Here is a 19631-nt window from a genome sequence, read left to right as displayed (position 1 = left end):
TTACAGTTCTATTTTAAAATTGATATTGCCATTGAATTTAGCTATTGAAAAGTTATTCGAACAGAAACTGATATACTTTTTCATACAATTCTTCTCCATGAAGGCTGTGTCCTAATCCTTTTGTTTCTATAAAAACGGCATCTTGCCATGAGCTGGCAATTTTTTTTCCTTCTTCGAATAATACAATGGTATCTTCGCTGTCATGCGCAATTAAGCCTTTTGTTTTTATAGTAGAAGCAAAGTGTTTTCCTGAGAATTGCTCCATTGTGAGATTAAAATGATTGAGATAATGATTTTCTAATCCTTTAGAAATTTTAGAATTCAAACTCAATAAATTAATGTAGTTATTGAGTATGATTTTAAAGTCACTAGGCGATCCTAAAATTACCATTTTTTCGATACTATCATTTTGGTAAGTTGACTGATAATAAAGACAGGTTTTACCGCCAAGAGAATGTCCGATAAGATGTTTAGGGGCAAATTTTTGAACCATAATATCAATAAAAGCAGCATATTGCGGAATATTAAATTCTTTTCCGCTGGATAATCCGTGACCCGGAGCATCGAGAGCAATAATAGTACTGCCTGATTTTTTTAAGTAAACTAGTAATTTTTCCCATCGGGAAGCATTGCTCTCCCAGCCGTGTACCAGCAAAATTACATTTTCATTTCCTTTCCAGGTATAACTTTGAAAATATTCGCTTTGGTATTGATGTATTGTTTTTTCGGTTTCGTTTAATATTTCAGGAAGTTTATCTTTTAGTAATTTTCCGTCTCTGGGTTCGCTAAAAAGAGCATAAGCAATTTGGTTTGCTTTTTTGGGAAAAATAAAACTTAATAGGTTTATGTATAAACCGACCAATTTAGTAAATAAAAAATAAAGGACTTTTTTCATAATAAAAAAGTCCCGATGTGAATCGGGACTTAAATATATAATTAAATACTTGCAAATAAGTTTTCCATTTTTTCTTTTTCCTCTTCAGCTAAACTACTGTCAACTAAAATTCTTCCTGAATGCTCATCGATGATGATTTTTTTTCTTGAAGCAATTTCCACTTGCGTTTGTGGTGGAATAGTAAAGAATGAACCTGCAGAAGCCCCTCTTTCGATAGAAACAACAGCTAATCCGTTACGAACACTTGAACGAATTCTGGTGTAAGCAGCTAATAATCTTTCTTCGATTTGCTCTTGGAATTCAGCTGATTTTTGAGTTAAAAATTCTTCTTCCTTAGCAGTTTCTGCCATGATATCGTTTAACTCTAATTTTTTATGCTTTAAGTGATTTGATTTTAACTCTAACTTTTCTTTAGATTGAGCAATAATCTCTTTTTTGTGTTCAATAGAAGCTTTCATTTCTTTCATTTGCTTTTCAGCTAATTGGATTTCAAGCTCCTGAAATTCTACTTCTTTAGTTAAAGAGTTGAATTCTCTGTTGTTACGTACACTTTCTTGTTGTTTAGTATATTTTTTGATAGCTTCTTTATGCTCATCAATACTATTCTTTTTAGCTTTAATTTGCTCTTCAATAACTTCAAGCTCTCCTTTTAGTTTTTCAGAACGTGTGCTTAAACCAGCAACTTCATCTTCTAAATCTTCCACTTCAAGAGGAAGTTCCCCTCTCACGTTTCTAATTTCGTCAATTCTAGAGTCAATTAATTGTAAATCGTAGATGGCTCTTAACTTGTCCTCAACACTTAATTCTTTCGTATTAGTCATATTCTATAAGTACTTAACTGGATTTGTATTTTCTTCAGATAAAATGATGGCAAAATTAAGGATTTTTTTTCTAAGAAAATCAACAATATAATTTTTTGTATAGCGTTCGCTTTCAAAATGTCCAATATCGGCTAAAATTAACTGATTTTCTGCTTCATAAAACTGATGGTATTTCAAATCAGCAGTTAAAAAAGCATCAGCTCCAGCCTGAATGGCGTTTTTTATAGCAAAACTTCCGGAACCACCTAAAACAGCAACTTTCTTTATTTTTTTTCCTCGAAAGGCCGAGTGACGAATTCCATCAGCAATCATTTTTTCTTTTACAAGAAGAAGAAAATCTTTTTCATCCATTTCAACAGGAAGTTCTCCTATCATTCCTAAACCGATATTTTGATGTTGGTTTTGCAAATCATAAATTTCATAAGCTACTTCTTCATAAACATGATTTTTAAACAAAGCTTTTAGAATTTTGGATTCTAAATACTTTTCGAAAGTAACTTCGATTTTAATTTCTTCATTTTCTATAAATTCAAAACGTTCTCCTATTTCAGGATTGCTGTCTTCATTGCCTTGATAAGTGCCAATTCCTTTCGAATTAAAACTGCAATCTTCATAATTGCCTATTTTTCCAGCTCCGGCATTAAATAAAGCATTACGAACTTTATCGGCATTTTCAGGAATGGTATACGTAACTAATTTTCGAATAAAATTAGATTTCGGAATTAATATTTTAGTGTTAGTCAACCCTAAAGCATCACAAAATATTTTATTCACTCCGTCTTTGTGATTGTCTAAAGCGGTGTGAACGGCATAAATAGCAATGTCATTTTTTATGGCTTTAAGAATCGAACGCTCTACATAATTTTTGCCAGTGATTTTTTTCAACCCTGAAAATAATATTGGATGAAAACAAACTACCAAATTACATTCTTTAGCAATCGCTTCATCAATAACATTTTCTAAAGCATCATGGCAAACCAAAACTCCTGTCGCTTCAGTGTTTTGATCACCAACTAATAGCCCAACATTATCAAAATCTTCGGCATAGGCTAAAGGCGCCATTTCTTCAAGAACAGAAAGGATTTCTTTTATTTTCATTTTGAATTTTTTCGAATAAACAAATTAACGAATAAACAAATTAACGAATAAACAAATTAACTTTAAAATCAATACCACACGAATTTTGTATCTTTGTAACTCTAAACCTAAAGTTATGACTACAATTAAAATTAACGAACGTACCAAAACAGGAAAAGCATTTATGGCTATGTTTGAAGCTTTTTTTAAAGGTGTTGATGGTATAGAAATTGTTGAGCCAGCTTATGAACAGCTTAATGAGAAATCGAGTATTTATACTTCTGAGTTTGTTGAGAAAGTAAAAAAAGCAGAAGAAAATATTAAAAATGGTGAAACTACAACGCTAAATCCAGATGATATATGGGGAAGTTTAGGGTTGAAGTAACTAAGGTCGCAAATCAAGATATTGAAAAACATAAAAAATCAGGAAATAAGATTTCAATTAAAAATATCGCTAAAATTTAATTGAGCTTACTGAAAATCCATACGAAGGATTTGGAAATCCTGAGCCTTTGAAACATGAATATACAGGTTATTGGTCAAGACGTATTAATCAAAGAGATCGAATGATTTATCAGGTAGATGACGATATTGTAACCGTTTTTGTAGTTTCAGCAATGGGGCACTATTCTGATAAATAATGATAAATTTACTTCGAAAAATACTTTTTCCTTTTTCCATTTTGTATGGATTCATTACAAGTATTCGTAATTTTCTTTTTGATAAAGGAATTTTAAAATCTCACACTTTTGATTTACCAATAATTGCTGTTGGAAATCTTAGTGTAGGCGGAACTGGAAAAACGCCACAAATTGAATATTTAATTCGTTTACTTTCGTCAAAATATAAAGTGGCTACTTTAAGCCGTGGTTATAAACGAAAATCAGAAGGTTTTGTTTTGGCTGATGCCAATTCGAATGCTGCAGTTTTAGGAGACGAACCTTTTCAGTTTTATCAAAAATTCCCAAACATTCAGATCGCTGTTGATGCTAATAGAAAAAATGGTATTGAACAATTGCTTTCGCAACCTTCAAAACCTGAAGTGATTTTGCTGGATGATGCTTATCAGCACCGAAAAGTAAAAGCAGGATTTTATGTTTTGCTCACTTCTTATGGTGATATTTATGCCGATGATTTTATGTTGCCAACAGGAAATTTGCGTGAGAGTAGAAGTGGATCCAAAAGAGCTAACATTATTATTGTTACAAAATGTCCTGAAAATCTTTCGATAGAAGAACAAAATAAAATTAGAATTCGATTAAAGTTGAATTCAAATCAGGAATTGTATTTTTCGTATATTGATTATGACGAATTTATTTATTCGGAAAGTAAATCAATTAAAGTTGATGAAATCAAAAATGCCGATAAATTACTTCTTGCCGGAATAGCAAAACCAGAACCATTTTTTGCTTATTTGCAAAGCAATAACGATGAGAAATTAGTTTTTCCTGATCATCATCATTTTTCTGAAAATGATTTGGTAAATATTAAAGATAAAGCTCAAAATAAGCTCATTATTACTACCGAGAAAGATTACGTAAGGTTAAAAAATAGTGTTTTAAAAGAACAATTGTATTATTTACCTATAAAAAGTTCTTTCCTTTCTGACAGTGATAATTTTGATAAAACTATTTTAAATTATGTGGGAACAAGTACAAGAAACCGTTAGTTTTATACAATCGAAAATTAATTTTACTCCCGAATATGGAGTAATCCTAGGTTCAGGATTAGGCAGTTTTACAGATGATATTCAGATAGAATTCACTTTGCCTTATGCTGAAATTCCTAATTTTCCTGTTTCGACTGTTCAGGGACATAAAGGCGCTTTGGTTTTTGGAACCATTGGAACTAAAAAAGTAGTAGCGATGCAAGGTCGTTTTCATTATTATGAAGGTTATTCGATGCAGGAAGTTACTTTTCCGGTGCGTGTAATGAAATATTTAGGTATTGAAAAATTAATTGTTTCCAATGCTTCGGGAGGTGTAAATCCTAATTATAAAGTGGGCGATATTGTTCTTATTACCGATCACATTAATATGGTTCCCGAACATCCTTTGCGAGGGAAAAACGATGAACGTTTTGGACCAAGATTCGTAAATATGAGTGAGGCTTATTCGAAAAAAATGATTGCTCAGGCAAAAGGAATAGCACTAAAAAACAAGATTGAAGTCAAAGAAGGAATTTATTTAGGTTTACAGGGGCCAACATTTGAAACTTTGGCTGAATACAAAATGGTAAAAATTCTTGGTGCCGATTGTGTAGGAATGTCAACAGTTCCTGAAGTAATAGTGGCACGACACATGGATTTAGAGACTTTTGGTATTTCGGTAATTACTGATATGGGGAACGAAGAAAGTATCGAAACTATTTCTCATGAAGAAGTTTTAGAAGCAGCAAGAAAAGCCGAACCTAAGGTTAGAATGCTAATTAAAGAATTAATTTTAAGTTATTAATTAGTTAGAAATTTACATAATAAATTATAAAAATCCTGAGGAATAAATGGTTTTGTAATGACATCATTCATGCCAAAAGAAAGTAGCATTTCTCTGTTTTCATTTAGCGAAATAGCCGTCATTGCAATGATGGGTGTGGTTGTGTCAAAATTTCTGATTTCTTTTGTAGCAATAGTTCCATTGATGCCTGGGAGGTGAACATCCATTAAAACTAAATCATAATTCTTGCTTTTTACTGCCTGAATTGCATCTTCTCCATTGTCAATTACTTCGCAAATAATTTCTTTGTTTTCGAGCATTCTTTTAGTAATCATTTGATTGATTTTATTGTCTTCAACAACTAAAATGTTTTTGCCTTTTATTGCCGAAAGATCAAATTTCTTTTCTTCGATTGGTTCTAATATTGTATGAATATTATTTGCAGTTAAGGCTAATTTGAACGAAAAAGTAGCACCTTCGCCTAATTCACTTTTTACATGAATTTCGCTGTCTAATAAATTTAATAGTTTTTTTACAATAGTTAAACCAAGACCTGTTCCGCCATATTTTCTATTAATTTCGGTAGAACCTTGGGAAAAACTGTCAAAAACGCTATCAATTTTTTCAGAAGGAATTCCTATTCCTGTATCAATTATTTCAAAAAGAATAATGGCTTTTTGTTCTTCAAAAGATTCTAGTTGAGCAACAACGCTCACTTTTCCATTTTTAGTGAATTTTAGCGCATTGTTAATCAGATTCATGAATATTTGTGACAATTTTATGGGGTCTCCAATGAGGTTATTGGGGATATTTGGATCAATTTCGAGTAAAAACTGATTTCTGTTTTTTGTAGCAACTTCGATTAATGAATTTTGAATATCTTCTAACAATTGCTTTAGATTAAAGTTCACAAACTCAAGTTGGATTTTATTAGAATCAATTTTATTAATTTCTAAAATATCATTGATAAAAGAAGTTAAGTAGTGTCCTGAATATTGTAAAGAATTAAGATAATGGAGCTGGGTTTTCTTAGGATTTTCTTCTAATAAAAGATGAGTAATTCCGTTAATGGCATTGAGTGGTGTTCTTAATTCATGACTTACGATGGATAAAAAATCAGCTCTGGCATTCGAAGCTTTTTCTGTTTTTTCTTTAGCTAATAAAAGTTCGTCGTTTTTTTCTTGCAATAATAAGTTGGATTTTTTTCGAATAATATTATTTCTATACAATGAAAAACTCAATAATGAAAGAATAGCAATCAGGGCAACTGATAAATAATTGATTAATCTGGAGAATCTTTTTGTTTTTTCTTCTTCTTGTTTTTGTTTATTAATTCGGGCTGTATTTAGTTTTTCTTGATTTTTCTTGAAAGCTTCATAATCATTTATTCCGAGTTTTTCATTAAGTGAAATAGCAATACTTTCTTTTAAATTCAAATGTAATTTTAAAAAAGAATAGGCATTGCTTTTATCAAGCATTTTATCATAAACAAGACTAATTGCTAATAAAATATTCGATTTTTGATCTAAATTTTGGTTTTTAGCATTCAGATTTAAAGCTTTGTTGTAGTAGCTAAGCGCTAAATTATTTCGATTGTTGTATTCTTCAATTAATCCCATTTGGTACAAAGCTTCCGCTTTATTATCCATGTTTTTCGGATTGTCAGGCTTTGAAATAATAGAATTTAAGATGCGTGAAGCAATGTCAAATTTTTGATTGGCACGATAAATAATTGCTTTTTGAAGTTGAATTAGGTCAATGTTTTCATCAATTTGTAAAGCTTTAGAAATAGCAGCGGTTTTATTAATAGCGGTTTCGGCTGCTTTGTAATTCTTTTTAGCAATGTGGCTTAATCCCAGATAATAATAGGCTTTGGCATATTCGGGAGAAGGGCTGTGTGTTTTAAATAAATTGATGCTTTCGGTAAGTTTTTCAATGGCATCATCGTATTTTTTTAAACCAAAATACAAGCGACCCAATTTTGCTGTCTGGATCGCTTGTTCTTTAGTTTTTGAATGCTCTTGAGCGTAATTAATTGCTTTTTGAGTGAAGAAAAAAACTTCTTTAAATTGATTTAGCTTACTGTTTTTGTTAGCTAAATTATTGTAATAGCTAATGCTGTCTGTTTCTTCTTTTTGGGAATACAGGGTTGAATTAAATAAAATAACGAAAATCAGATACTTGATTTGTAATTTCATTTATTTACTTTGATTAAGGTTTTGTCAAAAGTATCAAATCTATTAATCGTGATGAATAACCAATTTCATTGTCGTACCAACCCACTACTTTAACCATTTTGTCAATAACAGAAGTAAGTTGAGCGTCAAATAAACAGGAGTTTCTATTTCCAAGAATGTCAACAGAAACGATAGGATCTTCGGTATAATCTAAAATTCCTTTTAGTTCATTTTGTGAAGCTGATTTAAAAGCTTCGTTAATTTCTTCTATCGAGACAGCTGTTTTTACATTAAAGGTAATATCAGTCAAAGAACCATCGGGAACGGGAACACGAATACCACATCCTCCAATTTTGCCTTCTAAGTTAGTAAAAATTTTTGTTAAAGCTTTAGCTGCTCCTGTTGTTGTAGGAACAATTGACTGACTGGCACCACGAGCTCTTCGTAAATCCTTGTGTGGCTGGTCGTGTAAACTTTGATCTGTGGTAAATGAGTGAATTGTAGTAATGTAAGCTTGTTCAATTCCGCAAAGATCATCGATTATTTTAATCATTGGAGCGGCATTGTTAGTAGTGCAGCTCGCATTAGAAATAATTTTTTCGGTTCCGTCAAGTATATGTTCGTTAACTCCTAAAACTACAGTTTTGATAGTATCTACTTCTGAAGGTGCCGAAAGAATTACTTTTTTAGCACCTGCAATAATATGCTGGTTTAAATCTTCGTGGGTTTTGTATTTTCCTGTTGATTCAATTACAAAATCAATGTTTAGTGTGCTCCAGTTAAGATTTGCAATTGATTTTTCGTGAAAAAACGCAAAATGTTTTCCATCAATTGTAAAGCCTGTCTCGTCAGAGACTACAGTATGAGGCAAAACGCCGTGAATACTGTCGTATTTTATTAAATGCGCCATAGTTTTAGTGTCGGCAATATCATTGATAGCGACAACTTCTATTTCGGGATGATTTAAAAGTAGACGGAAAAGGTTTCGGCCAATTCGACCAAAACCATTGATGGCAATTCTTGTTTTCAATTTTTTATGTAAACTTTAGGGTATTAAAGAATATGTTTTTGTGCTTTGTATGAAGAACGAACTAATGGTCCGCTTTCTACGTGACGGAATCCTAATTCTAAGCCAAATTGTTCGTATTTAGCAAATTGTTCCGGTGTAATAAATTCCTTAACAGGTAAGTGTTTTTTACTAGGCTGTAAGTACTGACCCAGAGTTACTACATCTACATTGGCAGCGCGCAAATCTCTCAGTGTTTGGAATACTTCTTCTTCTTCTTCACCAAGACCTAACATGATTCCTGATTTGGTTCTGTTAATTCCTTTCTCTTTTAAGTAACGCAATACTTCTAAACTACGGTCATATTTTGCCTGAATACGTACTTCACGGGTTAATCGGCGAACAGTTTCCATGTTATGAGAAACGACTTCAGGATTAGCTTCTACAAGACGGTCAATATTTCTTTCGATACCTTGAAAATCAGGAATTAGTGTTTCAAGTGTAGTATTAGGGTTCATTCTGCGAATGGCTTTTACGGTTTCAATCCAAATAATGGAACCACCATCTTTTAAATCATCTCGGTCAACACTTGTAATTACAGCATGCTTAATATTCATGATTTTTATAGAACGGGCTACTTTTTCAGGTTCATCCCAATCTACAGTTTCAGGACGACCTGTTTTTACACCACAAAATCCGCAGGAGCGCGTACAAGTATTTCCTAAAATCATAAAGGTTGCAGTACCTTCACCCCAGCATTCGCCCATATTAGGACAACTTCCTGAAGTACAAATGGTATTTAAGCTGTATTTATCGACTAAGCCACGAAGCTCAGTATATTTTTTTCCGATAGGTAATTTTACTTTTAACCATTTAGGCTTAGCTACGCTTGGTTCGGCTGCGCCTTGGGCAGTAATTGGTGCAGTTGTATCTAAAACAGTTTCCATAAATCAATTTTAAGGCTACAAATATACGCAATGTTGATTTAAAAAGTGGTGTTTTAGCTAGTGAAGCTTTTGGCTGGATTTGTTATAAAAATATAAAAGCAGCGCTAAGACTGCTTTTAATTTTGATTCAAAAAACAAATTAATCTACTTGTACAACAATAGGTAGGTTGTAGGCCGTTCTTACCGGTTTTGAATTTAATATTCCCGGAGTCCATTTTACTTTTATAGATTGCAACACGCGAATGGCTTCTTTTTCCAAAGCTTGCCCTGGTTTATTAAGTACTTTTATATTGCTCATGCTACCGTCTTTTTCGACTACAAAAGAAACAAAAATGCGAACGTTTCTATTTTCATCTAGTACCGGACTAGTGAAATGATTTCCTATGTAACGGTAGAATTTTTCAATTCCTCCCGGAAATTGAGGCTTACTGTCTAAAGTTTCTGCCATTAGTAATTCGTTTCCATTGCCAGTTGAAGTTCCTGTTGCAGAATTTGAACCAGTTCCTGTGCCGTTAAGAACACCTTCGCCATTTCCATTTCCAGAACCAGCAACAACTAGTCTATCAGTTGTGCTGTCTACAGGATTAGTTGTCGCTGTGGTAAATTCTACAACAGGAGTTGCCAGTGTTGCAGTCACAACAGTTGGGTTAATAAGTTGGGTTTTATCAATTACTTCAGTAGGAGTTTGTTCTTGTGCCTGAAGAGGAGCCGGAGCAGCTGCCATTGGTTCTTCTTGATTAGAGTAAATATTGTCTAGCTGTACTACAGTATCTATAATGTCAGGAACATTGGGAGCAGTAATTTCTTGTGGATGGCTGAGTAATTTGGGCAACAGTATTAATGCAGCACACAATAAAATTCCGGTAAAAAGAGCGTTAAAAGAAGTTTTGGTTGTTTCCTGACGTAGTTGAAAAGCGCCGTACTCTTTGTTTCTGTTTTCGAAAACTAGATTAATCCAGTTGCTTTCATAAAGACTGTGTTGTGACATAATGTATAGATTTAATGGTTAAATAGGTTTCAGTTAAATCGTATGCGAATGTGGTATTTGTTTTGTAATGTTGAAGATACGAATTTAGTATGTAAATTCCGAGGTGTTTGTAAAAATAATTTAGAATAATTTTAAAGTAACTTTTATGACAGGGATGAAAGGATTCTCAGAGCAATTAGTTGGTTTATAAAATACTACGATTGAACTATAAAAAATGTATTTAAAAAGAAAGGCAGTCTGAATACAGGCTGCCTTTCTTTTTAAACAATATTCGAAGTTCTATATTTCTTTATGACCCGAACGAAGCGAATCGGCGAAGCAATTTAAGATTTTACTTTTACTGTTTGATATGCCAAATTAGTATTTGAAGGTAATTGCTCGACTTCTTTATCTTTTACTGCAAATTTTACAGCCAAAACAATGATTCCTGTTATAAAAACGATAATTCCTAATATGTAAAACGCATTGGTGTAATCAATTAAATCTTTAGTTTGAGATACTCCACTTTCGTTAATTACATCTTTAGAAAACTTAACAGCTTTAGCTTTGAATAAAAAAGCAATTAACATAGCTCCAATATTTCCACCTGCTCCTACAATTCCAGCTACACTTCCCACAGCTTTTGGATTAATAAATGGTACAAGACTATAAGTTGCTCCATTTGCCATTTTTAAGCTCATCCCGAACAAGAACATTAAAAAGATAGCAACTCCTAATTGATTAGTCATACCAAAGAAAATAACGCCTATACCTTCTACAACAAGTAGTAATGCAAGCAATAAATTTTTTCCTGAAAAACCATAGCTTTTACCTACTTTGTCAGCAACGATACCTCCTAATGGTCTTGCAAAAAGATTAATTAATCCAAAAATTCCAGCACAGATTCCCGCTGTTTTCAGACTGGCACCAAAAGTATCTGTAAAATAAATTGGAGCAAAATTATCAATAGTGATTTCAACACCAAAACAAGCAGCATAAGCGATAGTTAAAACCCAGGTACGGTAATCTTTAACAGCCAGCATGAATGTATTTTCTTTATTTTCTTTTTCAATTCCAAGTTCTTTATAATTACCATTAGGTAAATCTTTAGTATATCTAAAATAGATGAAAGCAAAAAACAATAATAATACTCCCGGAACAATCATGGCGTATCTCCAGCTATCTTCTGGAGTACATATTCCTAATCCTACGAATCCTGCAGCAATAAGCGGCATGGCAATATTAGCTAAACCGGCACCTGCATTACCAAATCCTCCTGCCGTGGCATTAGCTGTTCCTTTAATAGATGGAGCAAACATTACCGAAGTATGAAATTGTGTAATTACAAATGAAGCACCAATAACCCCAATAGCTAATCTAAAAAACAAAAAGCTTTCGTAAGACTGTGAAGTACCAATTAATAAAACAGGTACAGAACAAATGATTAATAACCAAGTATAAGTTAGCCTTGGACCAAATTTATCTACTAATCGGCCAATTAATAATCGGGCGATAATGGTTGCCGATACAGCTGCAATTTGAATGTTACCTAATTGGTCTTTTGTCAGATGCAATTGTTCTTTAGCGATTGGCATAAGTGATGCCATACCAAACCATGCAAAAAATGAAAAGAAAAATGTTAACCATGTAATGTGAAAGGTACGCATTTGAACGCCTTTACCACTAAAAATGTTTAAACTAGAAAGCGGTTGATTTGTTGAAATTGAACTCATAACCAAAATATTTAATCGTTTGTATTGTTTTTTATCTAAGCAGAAAACTTATTTCTAAGTATTTTACTTATTTATAAAGCAAAATTACGGGCTTAATTTTGATTAAAAGCTGCGAAAACGCAGTTTTAGAAAAATAATTAAGTATTTTTACTTAAGTATTTTTTGTGATAAAAATTTAAGTAAGTTGATTCTGTGTAAAAAAGCCAGATTTTACAAGGAATGTAAACTGTAAGTAGATGAAATTAAAAACCGTTGGAAAAAATACTAACGACTTAAAATAATTTTGGCTTTTATGGTATATGTGAGAAAAAAACGTTTTTTAAACCATTAAGGTATTTAAGGTTTTAGTTTTAAAAATGAAGTAGATCCTTGTTGCAAACGAGAACCAGGGAGCTTTAAACGAGATTCAATAGCGTCTGGCTTTAGCCAGATGATGGAATTAATAATAAATAAGGCTTTAGCCAAATCAATATGATTTAGGCTAAAGCCAATTTAGAATTCTATTTTTAAAACAGGCTAAAGCCCGTTCCAATTGATTTTACACAAACTTGTCATTCCGAAGAATGAGGAATCTCATCTAGTAACTCGACAAAGTTGCTTTTCGTTGTGGGCACGGAAAACATTTCCGCGCTATCATTGCGTTGATATATCTGTGCGGTCAGAGTAACTGTTCTCTTACCGGTTGTTATTTCTTTTTTATCCAAGTTGAATTTCTTCCTTTTTTTGTCGGGTCTGGATTAATCTCTAAAAGTCCTTTCTCTTGTAATTTATAGAAAACACTTTTCATTGAGTCAGGAGTTCTTACTCCGGTCAGTTCTCTTGCAGTGCTATTGTGAATTTCATCATTAGTTTCTAAGTACTCCATAATAATTTTTTCTGGTGATGCTAATGGTTCGTGACTTATAGTAACTAAAACTGCATTCTCAAGCTCTTTAATAATTGGTTTTTTTAATCTTAAATCGCTAGTTTCATTAAATGCAGTATTTAGGCCTTCTCCTACATCCTTATTAGGTGGGTTTGGAAATTTGTTAACTAATCGTACGAGATTCCCATTTCTAGCAAATTGCTCATTTAGAATGTTTATTTCCGTTACATGACCAGGTAAAGAACCAGGACTTAAAACTTCAACTCTATTATCAAATATCCTGATATGAATATCTGATGCCAAGCTATAATCTCTATGTAATACAGCGTTAGTTACAATTTCATGTAACGCTTTGTCAGGATATTGCAAATCCTCAAGTCCAGTTTCTCTTAATACTTTTTCTTCTTCAATTACTCTTTTTGTTGTGCTTACAGCCTCATATATTTGCGTATATATTGGTCCTTCAATTGAGATTGGGTCAAATACTAAAGTTTCTCTTGTTCCTTCATCTGATTTCGTTTTGTATCTATAAACTTTTATTCCACTTTGTTTTGGAAGTGCAGCTTGAGGAATTTCAGAATACAACAAAGTTGCAGCAACAGTTGGATGGTTATCTCTAATTAATAATTGTTTTTTAAGCCACGGTAAAGGTTCAATGGTTGGAACAACTTCTATCATAAATTCAAAAATGATATAAGAATCTGTAACGGTTTCTAAAGGGATATTTAGAGTAATATCCTCAAAGCTAGATAGCCCTTTATCTAATTCTAATCTTTTTAATTCTGCGTCAGTAGTCAATTTTAAGCTTTGAGCAGAGCGTCTTTTATAGATACTTCCGTTAGAAGCCTTAACAATATGGAGTGTTTTCTTAATTGATGCTTGTAAGATGAGTCCAGTCGAAGATGGGTTAGTTAAGAATGTGTATGAATAAGAATCACCTATCGGAAATAATTGCTCGAAAATTTGAATATGACCGTTTGCCTCCTCTTCGTCAACAAACCCTCTCCATGAACGTGTTTTAATTCCTTTTTCTTCATTCTCATCAATGCCTATATATAAATCGCCACCAACTGAGTTTGAAAATGCAGAGATAGTCTTTGTTAAACTTGCAGGAGAAATATCTTTAGATTTTAAGTCATTAAAATGATTTTCACTTAAATGTAAAATTTTTTCCTTCTGTTCGTCTGTAATTTCTATTGTTTGTATCATAGTTGTTTCTTAGTATAATAACCGGTAACTCGTTTATATACGCATAAAACAGTCCAGTTTTATTCTAAATTGACATGTTGTATGCAAGTTTTTATTTCTACAAATTTAAAAACTTTTCTTACTTGTCAAAGAAATGACAGTATTATTTACGGCTACACTAAAAGAGAATCTTAATATAACTTAATGCCTTAATGGTTTTAAAAAAAATTACCTGCGGTTATGGATAATTTCTGCCAATAGTTTTTTGGCTCTAAGGAGTTTTACTTTGACGTTGTTGAGTGGTTCGTCAATTTTATTGGCTATTTCCTGATAGCTCATTTCCTGAAAATAACGCAACTGGATTACTTCCTGATAATGAGGTTTTAATTCCTTGATGTATTGCAGTAATTGCGAAAGGTTTTGCTCGGTAATCAATTCGTCTTCTTTAGACGGTGTCGTATCGGCGATGTTATAAGCTTTTTGGTCTTCCTGCTCTGTGATTTCGACAAAAAGACTTGATTTTTGCTTGCGAAGCATATCAATATAGACATTCTTTGCAATAGTGATTAACCAGGTGTTGAACTGGAATTCAGGATTATAAGTTGCAATTTTATCAAATGCTTTCGAAAAAGTTTCAATGGTAATATCTTCGGCATTGGTCTCGTTTTCGGTGCGTTTAAGCATGAATCCGTAAACTTCACTCCAATAATGATTCAATAGAAAAGTAAAGGCCGTTTGGTCTCCTGATTTTGCTTTTTCTATTTGATTTTTTATTTCCAATTGACTGGTTTTGAAAAAATATTAGTGATAAAAACATTGATTTGAGTAAAAACAAGCGCAATTTCGACTATTGGAAACCAAAATTTAATATCCTTTTCTTTTAATTTTCCAGCCGAAAACCCTACAATAAGCCAGGCACATAAATAACGTAATCCTACTAAACTCAATACTAAAATCCACTGAAACTGGAAAGCTAATAAGATAGTGGCTAAAACAATAAATAACAATTGGGAACTGAAGAACAACCCCAGCTGTAATTGATCAATAGTTTTATAATGTTTTGCCGTAGCAACATGTCTTCTTTTTTGAGTAAACCAGTCTTTGTATTTCGTTTTTGGAGCCGAATATGTAAAACTTTCCGGAGTGTAAGCAACGGTTGTATTACCAGCATTTGCCGCTTCGTTAATGAATAAATCATCATCGCCGGAACGCACCTGAATATGATTAATAAATCCGTTTACATTAAAGAATTCTTCTTTTTTGTAAGCTAAATTTCGCCCTACACCCATATATGGATTTCCTAGCTTTGCCCATGAAAAATACTGAATTGCTGTCAACACAGTTTCAAAACGAATGATTTTATTCAGGAATGAATTGGCAATTTTATCATAGCCTCCATATCCTAAAACAATCGTTTTATGTAATGTAAATTGCGAACTCATAGCAGTTATCCAGTCTTTAGATGTTGGGTAACAATCAGCATCGGTAAATAGCAAATATTCTTTCTTTGCGGCTTTGATACCTAAGGTCAAAGCATATTTTTTATTTCCCCAAAAAGCCTCATTGTTTTGTACCTTAACGAGACGAATGTTAGAATATTGTTGTTCGAATGCTTCAAAAAGTTCTAAGGTGTTATCACTTGAGGCATCGTCGATTAGAACAATCTCAAAATCAGGGTAGTTTTGCTCTGCTAGCAGCGGAACATATTTGGCTACATTTTCTTCTTCATTTTTAGCACAAACGATAACCGAAACAGGAATTCTTTTGGGTGTTATTTTTTGTGCTTTGGCGAAAGCAAATTTCCCAAAAACTCCTAAATAATACGCAATTTGAATAAAAACAATAGCAATAAAAAAGTAAAGAATCAGTATAAGCATCAGTGTTTAATGGGTTTTTAAATCGACTGCAAAGGTATGAATACAATTAGTATTTGAAAATGTTAAATAGGAATTTTAAAATAAAATTTTGAAGCTTGTTTTTGAGTTTAAATTACATTTACTTCAGCTTCAATTTGAATGCCAAAAGTCTCAAAAACAGTTTTTTGAATATCTTTGGAAACAGCTAATATTTCCTGTCCTGTCGCCTTGCCATAATTAACTAAAACTAAGGCTTGATTTTTATGAACTCCGGCATCGCCAAAACGTTTTCCTTTAAAACCAGCCTGCTCAATCAGCCAGCCCGCAGGAACTTTTACTTCGGTTGCCGAAACTTCGTAATATTTTATTTCAGGGAATTTTTGCTGAATTTTTTCGAAATCAGTTTTCAAAACAATTGGATTTTTGAAAAAACTACCGCTGTTTCCAAGTTCTTTAGGATCAGGTAATTTACTTTGTCTAATGGCAATTACAGCATTACTAACATCTTTTAATCCAGGGGTTTTAATGTTATTTTTTTCTAATTCAGCCAGAATATCTCCATAAGAAGTGTTGATTTTATGGTTATGTTTTGTTAGTTTAAAAACCACCGAAGTAATGATATATTGGTCTTTTACCTCATGTTTAAAAACACTTTCGCGGTAACCAAAATTACATTCGGCATTAGTGAAAGTTTTTATTTCCTGAGTTTTAATATTTATCGCATCGCAGGAAACAAAAGTATCTTTAATTTCTGTTCCATAAGCGCCAATGTTTTGAACAGGAGTGGTGCCTACATTTCCGGGAATTAATGACATGTTTTCTAATCCGCCAAAATTTTGATCTATGTTCCAAAGTACAAATTCGTGCCAGTTTTCGCCAGCCTGAGCTTCAACCCAAACAAAATCCTCATCTTCTTTGATGATTTTTTTTCCTTTCAAATCAATATGAATCACTAATGCGTCAATATCTTGCGTTAGCAACATATTACTTCCGCCTCCTAAAATGAATTTTTTCTCTGATGGATGTTGTTCTAAAATTGTTTTTAATTCGCTAACACTATGAACAGCAACAAATTGTTTTGCTTTGGCTTCAATGCCAAAAGTATTGTAGTTTTTTAAAGAAAAATTATTTAGAATTTCCATAAAAGAAAGCGCTTTTTTAGTGGTGAATTGAAGATTCAAAAGTAAGGTTTTTTGTTTTAACCATTAAGAAATTAAGCTAATTTAAGACTTAGAGTCATTTAATGAATCTTAATTCCTTAATGGTCAAAAAAATCAGATGGTATTATTAATCACTTCATGGTATTTATCAGCAATGATTTTCATATTGATTTTATAATCTGCCTGATTTTCAATAAATTTTCGATTATTTAAAACCGCATTATTTCTGAAATCTGTATTTTCGAAAGCCCAAAGAATTTCATTAGCAAGCATTTCAGAATCATCAACGGTAATTAATTGTCCGTTTTCACGATGACGAATCCAACTTTGATTTCCTGAAATATCCGAAACTATTGGATAACAACTACAAGCCATTGCTTCAAACAAAGATGCCGAAACACCTTCAGTCACAGGCATGCTAATATAAAAATTAGATTGTTGTAGTAATTTTGGCAAAGCGGTATTGTCGATTCTTCCTGTGAAAAATACTTTATTTTCAATATTTAACTCGCTTGCTAATTGTTGTAAAAAAGAAAGTTGCTTGCCATTCCCTACGATAGTTAATGAGAAATCAATTCCTTTTTGATGTAAAATGCCAAAAGCTTTTAAAATAACTTCATGACGGTATTCTGGTAAAAGCGAACGCGTAACAATTGCATGAATTTTATCAGAATTGGTAGTGTTTTTATTTTCGAATGAGCCTAAATCAATTCCTTTTGGTAACACTAAAACTTTAGCCATATCGACTTTCGATTTTTCCATGTGTTTCGTCATTATTGGTCCCCAGGCATGAATAAGCGTAGCTTTTTTAAAAGCATAATTCTGAATGATTTTTTTTAATGGAATCGTAATCGAATTTTCCGGCCATAAATCGGTTTTGCCTTGCTGGGCAATTGCACTTGGTTGTAAACCTGAAAGTGCCGCCAGAAAACCATAACTGGTCGTTCTTTCGGCAATAATCATATCGGGTTTTTGCTGACGAATTATTTTTCGAATACTTATAGGAGCAAAGAAAAATTCCAGCGTTCTCAGGATTCTATTCAAAAACGAATTATTGGATGTTTTTAATTCCCAATAGGTGATTTCGAAATTACCAAATTCCTTTAAACCATTTGTCCAGGTAATGGCATCGGCGCGATAGGATTCTCCAAGGAAAAGTATTTTTCTTTTTTCCATTAAAATAAGTTGATTTTTTGCCACAGATTAAAATGATTCTCACAGATTTTAGAAATCTTTATAATCCGTTTAATCTGTGGCTAACTTTTTCTTAAAATTCTTCTGTTTCTAAAGCACGATTCATGAATTCGTTTAAAGGCTTTAAAAGAATTAATTTCTGGCTCATTTTTGCAACAAAATCTTTTTTAGTCACTTCTGAAATATCGAATTTCTGAACGGTTTCAAAACTTTTCAGTTTTAAAAATTCAATCGCAGGATGATCTTTTTCATAACCTCTTGGTGGATTTTTTAGCATGCTTCTTTCATCCCGGTTAAAATCACCAAATTCTTTTTTGAAACCAGGCTCATTTAAAATAGCTTCTAAATCGTCGTAGAAAAACGCAATTTCTTTGCGTATTTTTTTGAGATCATCGGCTTCGGGCGAATAAAAACCACCGGCAATAAAGGAAGCTCCTTTTTCGATATGAACATAATAACCTGCACGATTAAGTCCTTTAGCACCCGAAGAAAGCCAAACGCCCAAATGTGATTTATAAGGTGATTTGTCTTTAGAAAAACGAATGTCACGATTGATTCTAAAAGTACAATTTTTTACTTCCAGCATTTCTAAGGCAGGATCCAGCGGTTTCATAGCATCGAGAAAATCACTAACTAACTGATGATAATCTTTCTTGAAAATCTCATAACGTTTTTTATTATCCTGAAACCATTCTCTATTGTTATTGGTTCTTAAATCGTCTAGAAATTGAAGTGATTCTTTTGTAAGCATTCGTGGTGGTTTTTGATTTTTATTTCGCTGTTTTTGTTGATTCGGCATTCCATTGAAGATAGCCGCCATCTAAATTGTAGATTTTTTTGAAGCCTAATTCCTCTAATTTTTCAGATGCTTTTAAACTTCTTTTTCCGCTTCGGCAATACACATAAACGGGTTTGTTTTTGTCTAGTTTTTCCGTGTTTTTAACGAAATTTTCGTTTTGCCAATCTATGTTTGCAGCATTATCAATATGTCCTCCGGCGAATTCTTCGGGAGTACGAACATCTAAAATTTGAGGTTTTTGTGTTGTCTTTATTTCTTTTGCGAAAGCATTGACTTCAACAGTTTTGATTTGGGCATAACTAAAGAATAATGTGAAAAAGAATATTGTTGAGAATAAGATTTTTGATTTCATCAAATTTGAATTTTTAATAAAATCAAAAATAGTGAAAAACGATAGAATTTGATTTGTTTTATATGTAATGTTAATGAAAGTTAATAAAGGCAGGCAATATATTTAAAATTTATTAGTTTTAATTGTATTAAAAAAATTACGTTAAATTTTAAAATTTTAAAA

General features: G+C 32.4%; 19 protein-coding genes. 4 read left to right on the top strand and 15 right to left on the bottom strand.

Features of this window, described 5'->3' with window-relative positions; genetic code table 11:
* Positions 1–52: 52 nt before the first annotated feature.
* The 3 genes from FEM21_RS12880 to FEM21_RS12870 are packed head-to-tail and all read right to left on the bottom strand — an operon-like array spanning position 53 to position 2814.
* The gene (locus tag FEM21_RS12880) at positions 53–895 is read right to left on the bottom strand and encodes an alpha/beta fold hydrolase (RefSeq protein WP_035660984.1); all 843 of its coding nucleotides are present in this window, start codon (positions 893–895) and stop codon (positions 53–55) included.
* 41 nt (positions 896–936) lie between these two features.
* Positions 937–1716 (bottom strand): zinc ribbon domain-containing protein, encoded by a 780-nt coding sequence (locus FEM21_RS12875; RefSeq protein WP_035660982.1) that lies wholly within the window; start codon positions 1714–1716, stop codon positions 937–939.
* A gap of 3 nt (positions 1717–1719) precedes the next feature.
* Positions 1720–2814, bottom strand: a complete 1095-nt coding sequence (locus tag FEM21_RS12870; RefSeq protein WP_035660980.1) for a Nif3-like dinuclear metal center hexameric protein — start codon at positions 2812–2814, stop codon at positions 1720–1722.
* Positions 2815–2929: 115 nt separating this feature from the next.
* On the opposite strand from FEM21_RS12870, the gene FEM21_RS12865 reads away from it, so the two are divergent.
* The 4 genes from FEM21_RS12865 to FEM21_RS12850 all read left to right on the top strand — a co-directional run bounded on the left by FEM21_RS12865 (position 2930) and on the right by FEM21_RS12850 (position 5246).
* The gene (locus FEM21_RS12865; RefSeq protein ID WP_035660978.1) at positions 2930–3178 is read left to right on the top strand and encodes a DUF2683 family protein; all 249 of its coding nucleotides are present in this window, start codon (positions 2930–2932) and stop codon (positions 3176–3178) included.
* Between the two features lie 127 nt (positions 3179–3305).
* Positions 3306–3434: a type II toxin-antitoxin system YoeB family toxin gene (locus FEM21_RS16620; RefSeq protein ID WP_236353640.1), complete on the top strand. Its 129-nt coding sequence runs from the start codon at positions 3306–3308 to the stop codon at positions 3432–3434.
* 2 nt (positions 3435–3436) lie between these two features.
* Positions 3437–4462 (top strand): tetraacyldisaccharide 4'-kinase, encoded by a 1026-nt coding sequence (gene lpxK, locus FEM21_RS12855; protein ID WP_035661019.1) that lies wholly within the window; start codon positions 3437–3439, stop codon positions 4460–4462.
* Positions 4434–5246, top strand: a complete 813-nt coding sequence (locus FEM21_RS12850) for a purine-nucleoside phosphorylase (RefSeq protein ID WP_035660976.1) — start codon at positions 4434–4436, stop codon at positions 5244–5246. The genes lpxK and FEM21_RS12850 overlap by 29 nt, the downstream gene beginning before the upstream one ends.
* On the opposite strand, the gene FEM21_RS12845 is transcribed toward FEM21_RS12850, so the two are convergent.
* From FEM21_RS12845 to FEM21_RS12790, 12 genes are all read right to left on the bottom strand, one after another.
* Positions 5243–7423 carry a tetratricopeptide repeat-containing hybrid sensor histidine kinase/response regulator gene (locus FEM21_RS12845; RefSeq protein WP_236353638.1) on the bottom strand — a complete coding sequence of 727 codons (2181 nt, stop codon included), beginning with the start codon at positions 7421–7423 and terminating at the stop codon, positions 5243–5245. The genes FEM21_RS12850 and FEM21_RS12845 overlap by 4 nt on opposite strands.
* A 13-nt stretch (positions 7424–7436) precedes the next feature.
* On the bottom strand, positions 7437–8432 hold the full coding sequence (gene gap, locus FEM21_RS12840; RefSeq protein WP_035660973.1) for a type I glyceraldehyde-3-phosphate dehydrogenase: 996 nt from the start codon (positions 8430–8432) through the stop codon (positions 7437–7439).
* Between the two features lie 23 nt (positions 8433–8455).
* Complete coding sequence (lipA, locus tag FEM21_RS12835; protein ID WP_035660970.1) at positions 8456–9355, bottom strand: lipoyl synthase; 900 nt, start codon at positions 9353–9355, stop codon at positions 8456–8458.
* Positions 9356–9494: 139 nt separating this feature from the next.
* Positions 9495–10343: an energy transducer TonB gene (locus FEM21_RS12830; protein ID WP_035660968.1), complete on the bottom strand. Its 849-nt coding sequence runs from the start codon at positions 10341–10343 to the stop codon at positions 9495–9497.
* Between the two features lie 323 nt (positions 10344–10666).
* Positions 10667–12055, bottom strand: coding sequence for an MFS transporter (locus FEM21_RS12825; protein ID WP_081824701.1), 1389 nt, complete (start codon positions 12053–12055; stop codon positions 10667–10669).
* A gap of 685 nt (positions 12056–12740) precedes the next feature.
* A complete protein-coding gene (locus FEM21_RS12820; protein WP_035660966.1) occupies positions 12741–14129 on the bottom strand; it encodes an ATP-binding protein in 1389 nt (462 codons plus the stop codon).
* Between the two features lie 207 nt (positions 14130–14336).
* Positions 14337–14888 (bottom strand): RNA polymerase sigma factor, encoded by a 552-nt coding sequence (locus FEM21_RS12815; protein WP_035660963.1) that lies wholly within the window; start codon positions 14886–14888, stop codon positions 14337–14339.
* Positions 14879–15985 (bottom strand): glycosyltransferase, encoded by a 1107-nt coding sequence (locus tag FEM21_RS12810; protein WP_035660960.1) that lies wholly within the window; start codon positions 15983–15985, stop codon positions 14879–14881. The genes FEM21_RS12815 and FEM21_RS12810 overlap by 10 nt, the downstream gene beginning before the upstream one ends.
* Before the next feature lie 107 nt (positions 15986–16092).
* Positions 16093–17145 (bottom strand): UDP-N-acetylmuramate dehydrogenase, encoded by a 1053-nt coding sequence (gene murB / locus FEM21_RS12805; protein WP_262486555.1) that lies wholly within the window; start codon positions 17143–17145, stop codon positions 16093–16095.
* A 93-nt stretch (positions 17146–17238) separates the two neighbouring features.
* Complete coding sequence (locus FEM21_RS12800; protein WP_035660955.1) at positions 17239–18300, bottom strand: glycosyltransferase; 1062 nt, start codon at positions 18298–18300, stop codon at positions 17239–17241.
* A gap of 91 nt (positions 18301–18391) precedes the next feature.
* On the bottom strand, positions 18392–19069 hold the full coding sequence (locus FEM21_RS12795) for a DUF2461 domain-containing protein (RefSeq protein ID WP_035661012.1): 678 nt from the start codon (positions 19067–19069) through the stop codon (positions 18392–18394).
* Positions 19070–19088: 19 nt separating this feature from the next.
* Complete coding sequence (locus tag FEM21_RS12790; protein ID WP_035660952.1) at positions 19089–19469, bottom strand: rhodanese-like domain-containing protein; 381 nt, start codon at positions 19467–19469, stop codon at positions 19089–19091.
* Between the last annotated feature and the right edge of the window lie 162 nt (positions 19470–19631).

It is taken from the genome of Flavobacterium seoulense, assembly GCF_000695795.1.
Classification (GTDB): Bacteria; Bacteroidota; Bacteroidia; order Flavobacteriales; family Flavobacteriaceae; genus Flavobacterium; species Flavobacterium seoulense.
Note: the sequence above shows the minus strand (reverse complement) of the source record. Positions and strands in the feature narration are given on the sequence as shown.

Excerpts from the sequence above, each read along its gene's own strand:
- FEM21_RS12790 (WP_035660952.1), bottom strand. The coding sequence starts at position 19,469 with ATGAAATCAAAAATCTTATTCTCAACAATATTCTTTTTCACATTATTC.
- FEM21_RS12795 (WP_035661012.1), bottom strand. The coding sequence starts at position 19,069 with ATGCTTACAAAAGAATCACTTCAATTTCTAGACGATTTAAGAACCAAT.
- FEM21_RS12810 (WP_035660960.1), bottom strand. The coding sequence starts at position 15,985 with ATGCTTATACTGATTCTTTACTTTTTTATTGCTATTGTTTTTATTCAA.
- FEM21_RS12820 (WP_035660966.1), bottom strand. The coding sequence starts at position 14,129 with ATGATACAAACAATAGAAATTACAGACGAACAGAAGGAAAAAATTTTA.
- FEM21_RS12800 (WP_035660955.1), bottom strand. The coding sequence starts at position 18,300 with ATGGAAAAAAGAAAAATACTTTTCCTTGGAGAATCCTATCGCGCCGAT.
- FEM21_RS12845 (WP_236353638.1), bottom strand. The coding sequence starts at position 7,423 with ATGAAATTACAAATCAAGTATCTGATTTTCGTTATTTTATTTAATTCA.
- FEM21_RS12870 (WP_035660980.1), bottom strand. The coding sequence starts at position 2,814 with ATGAAAATAAAAGAAATCCTTTCTGTTCTTGAAGAAATGGCGCCTTTA.
- FEM21_RS12825 (WP_081824701.1), bottom strand. The coding sequence starts at position 12,055 with ATGAGTTCAATTTCAACAAATCAACCGCTTTCTAGTTTAAACATTTTT.
- FEM21_RS12830 (WP_035660968.1), bottom strand. The coding sequence starts at position 10,343 with ATGTCACAACACAGTCTTTATGAAAGCAACTGGATTAATCTAGTTTTC.
- FEM21_RS12880 (WP_035660984.1), bottom strand. The coding sequence starts at position 895 with ATGAAAAAAGTCCTTTATTTTTTATTTACTAAATTGGTCGGTTTATAC.
- FEM21_RS12850 (WP_035660976.1), top strand. The coding sequence starts at position 4,434 with ATGTGGGAACAAGTACAAGAAACCGTTAGTTTTATACAATCGAAAATT.
- FEM21_RS12865 (WP_035660978.1), top strand. The coding sequence starts at position 2,930 with ATGACTACAATTAAAATTAACGAACGTACCAAAACAGGAAAAGCATTT.
- lipA (WP_035660970.1), bottom strand. The coding sequence starts at position 9,355 with ATGGAAACTGTTTTAGATACAACTGCACCAATTACTGCCCAAGGCGCA.
- FEM21_RS12875 (WP_035660982.1), bottom strand. The coding sequence starts at position 1,716 with ATGACTAATACGAAAGAATTAAGTGTTGAGGACAAGTTAAGAGCCATC.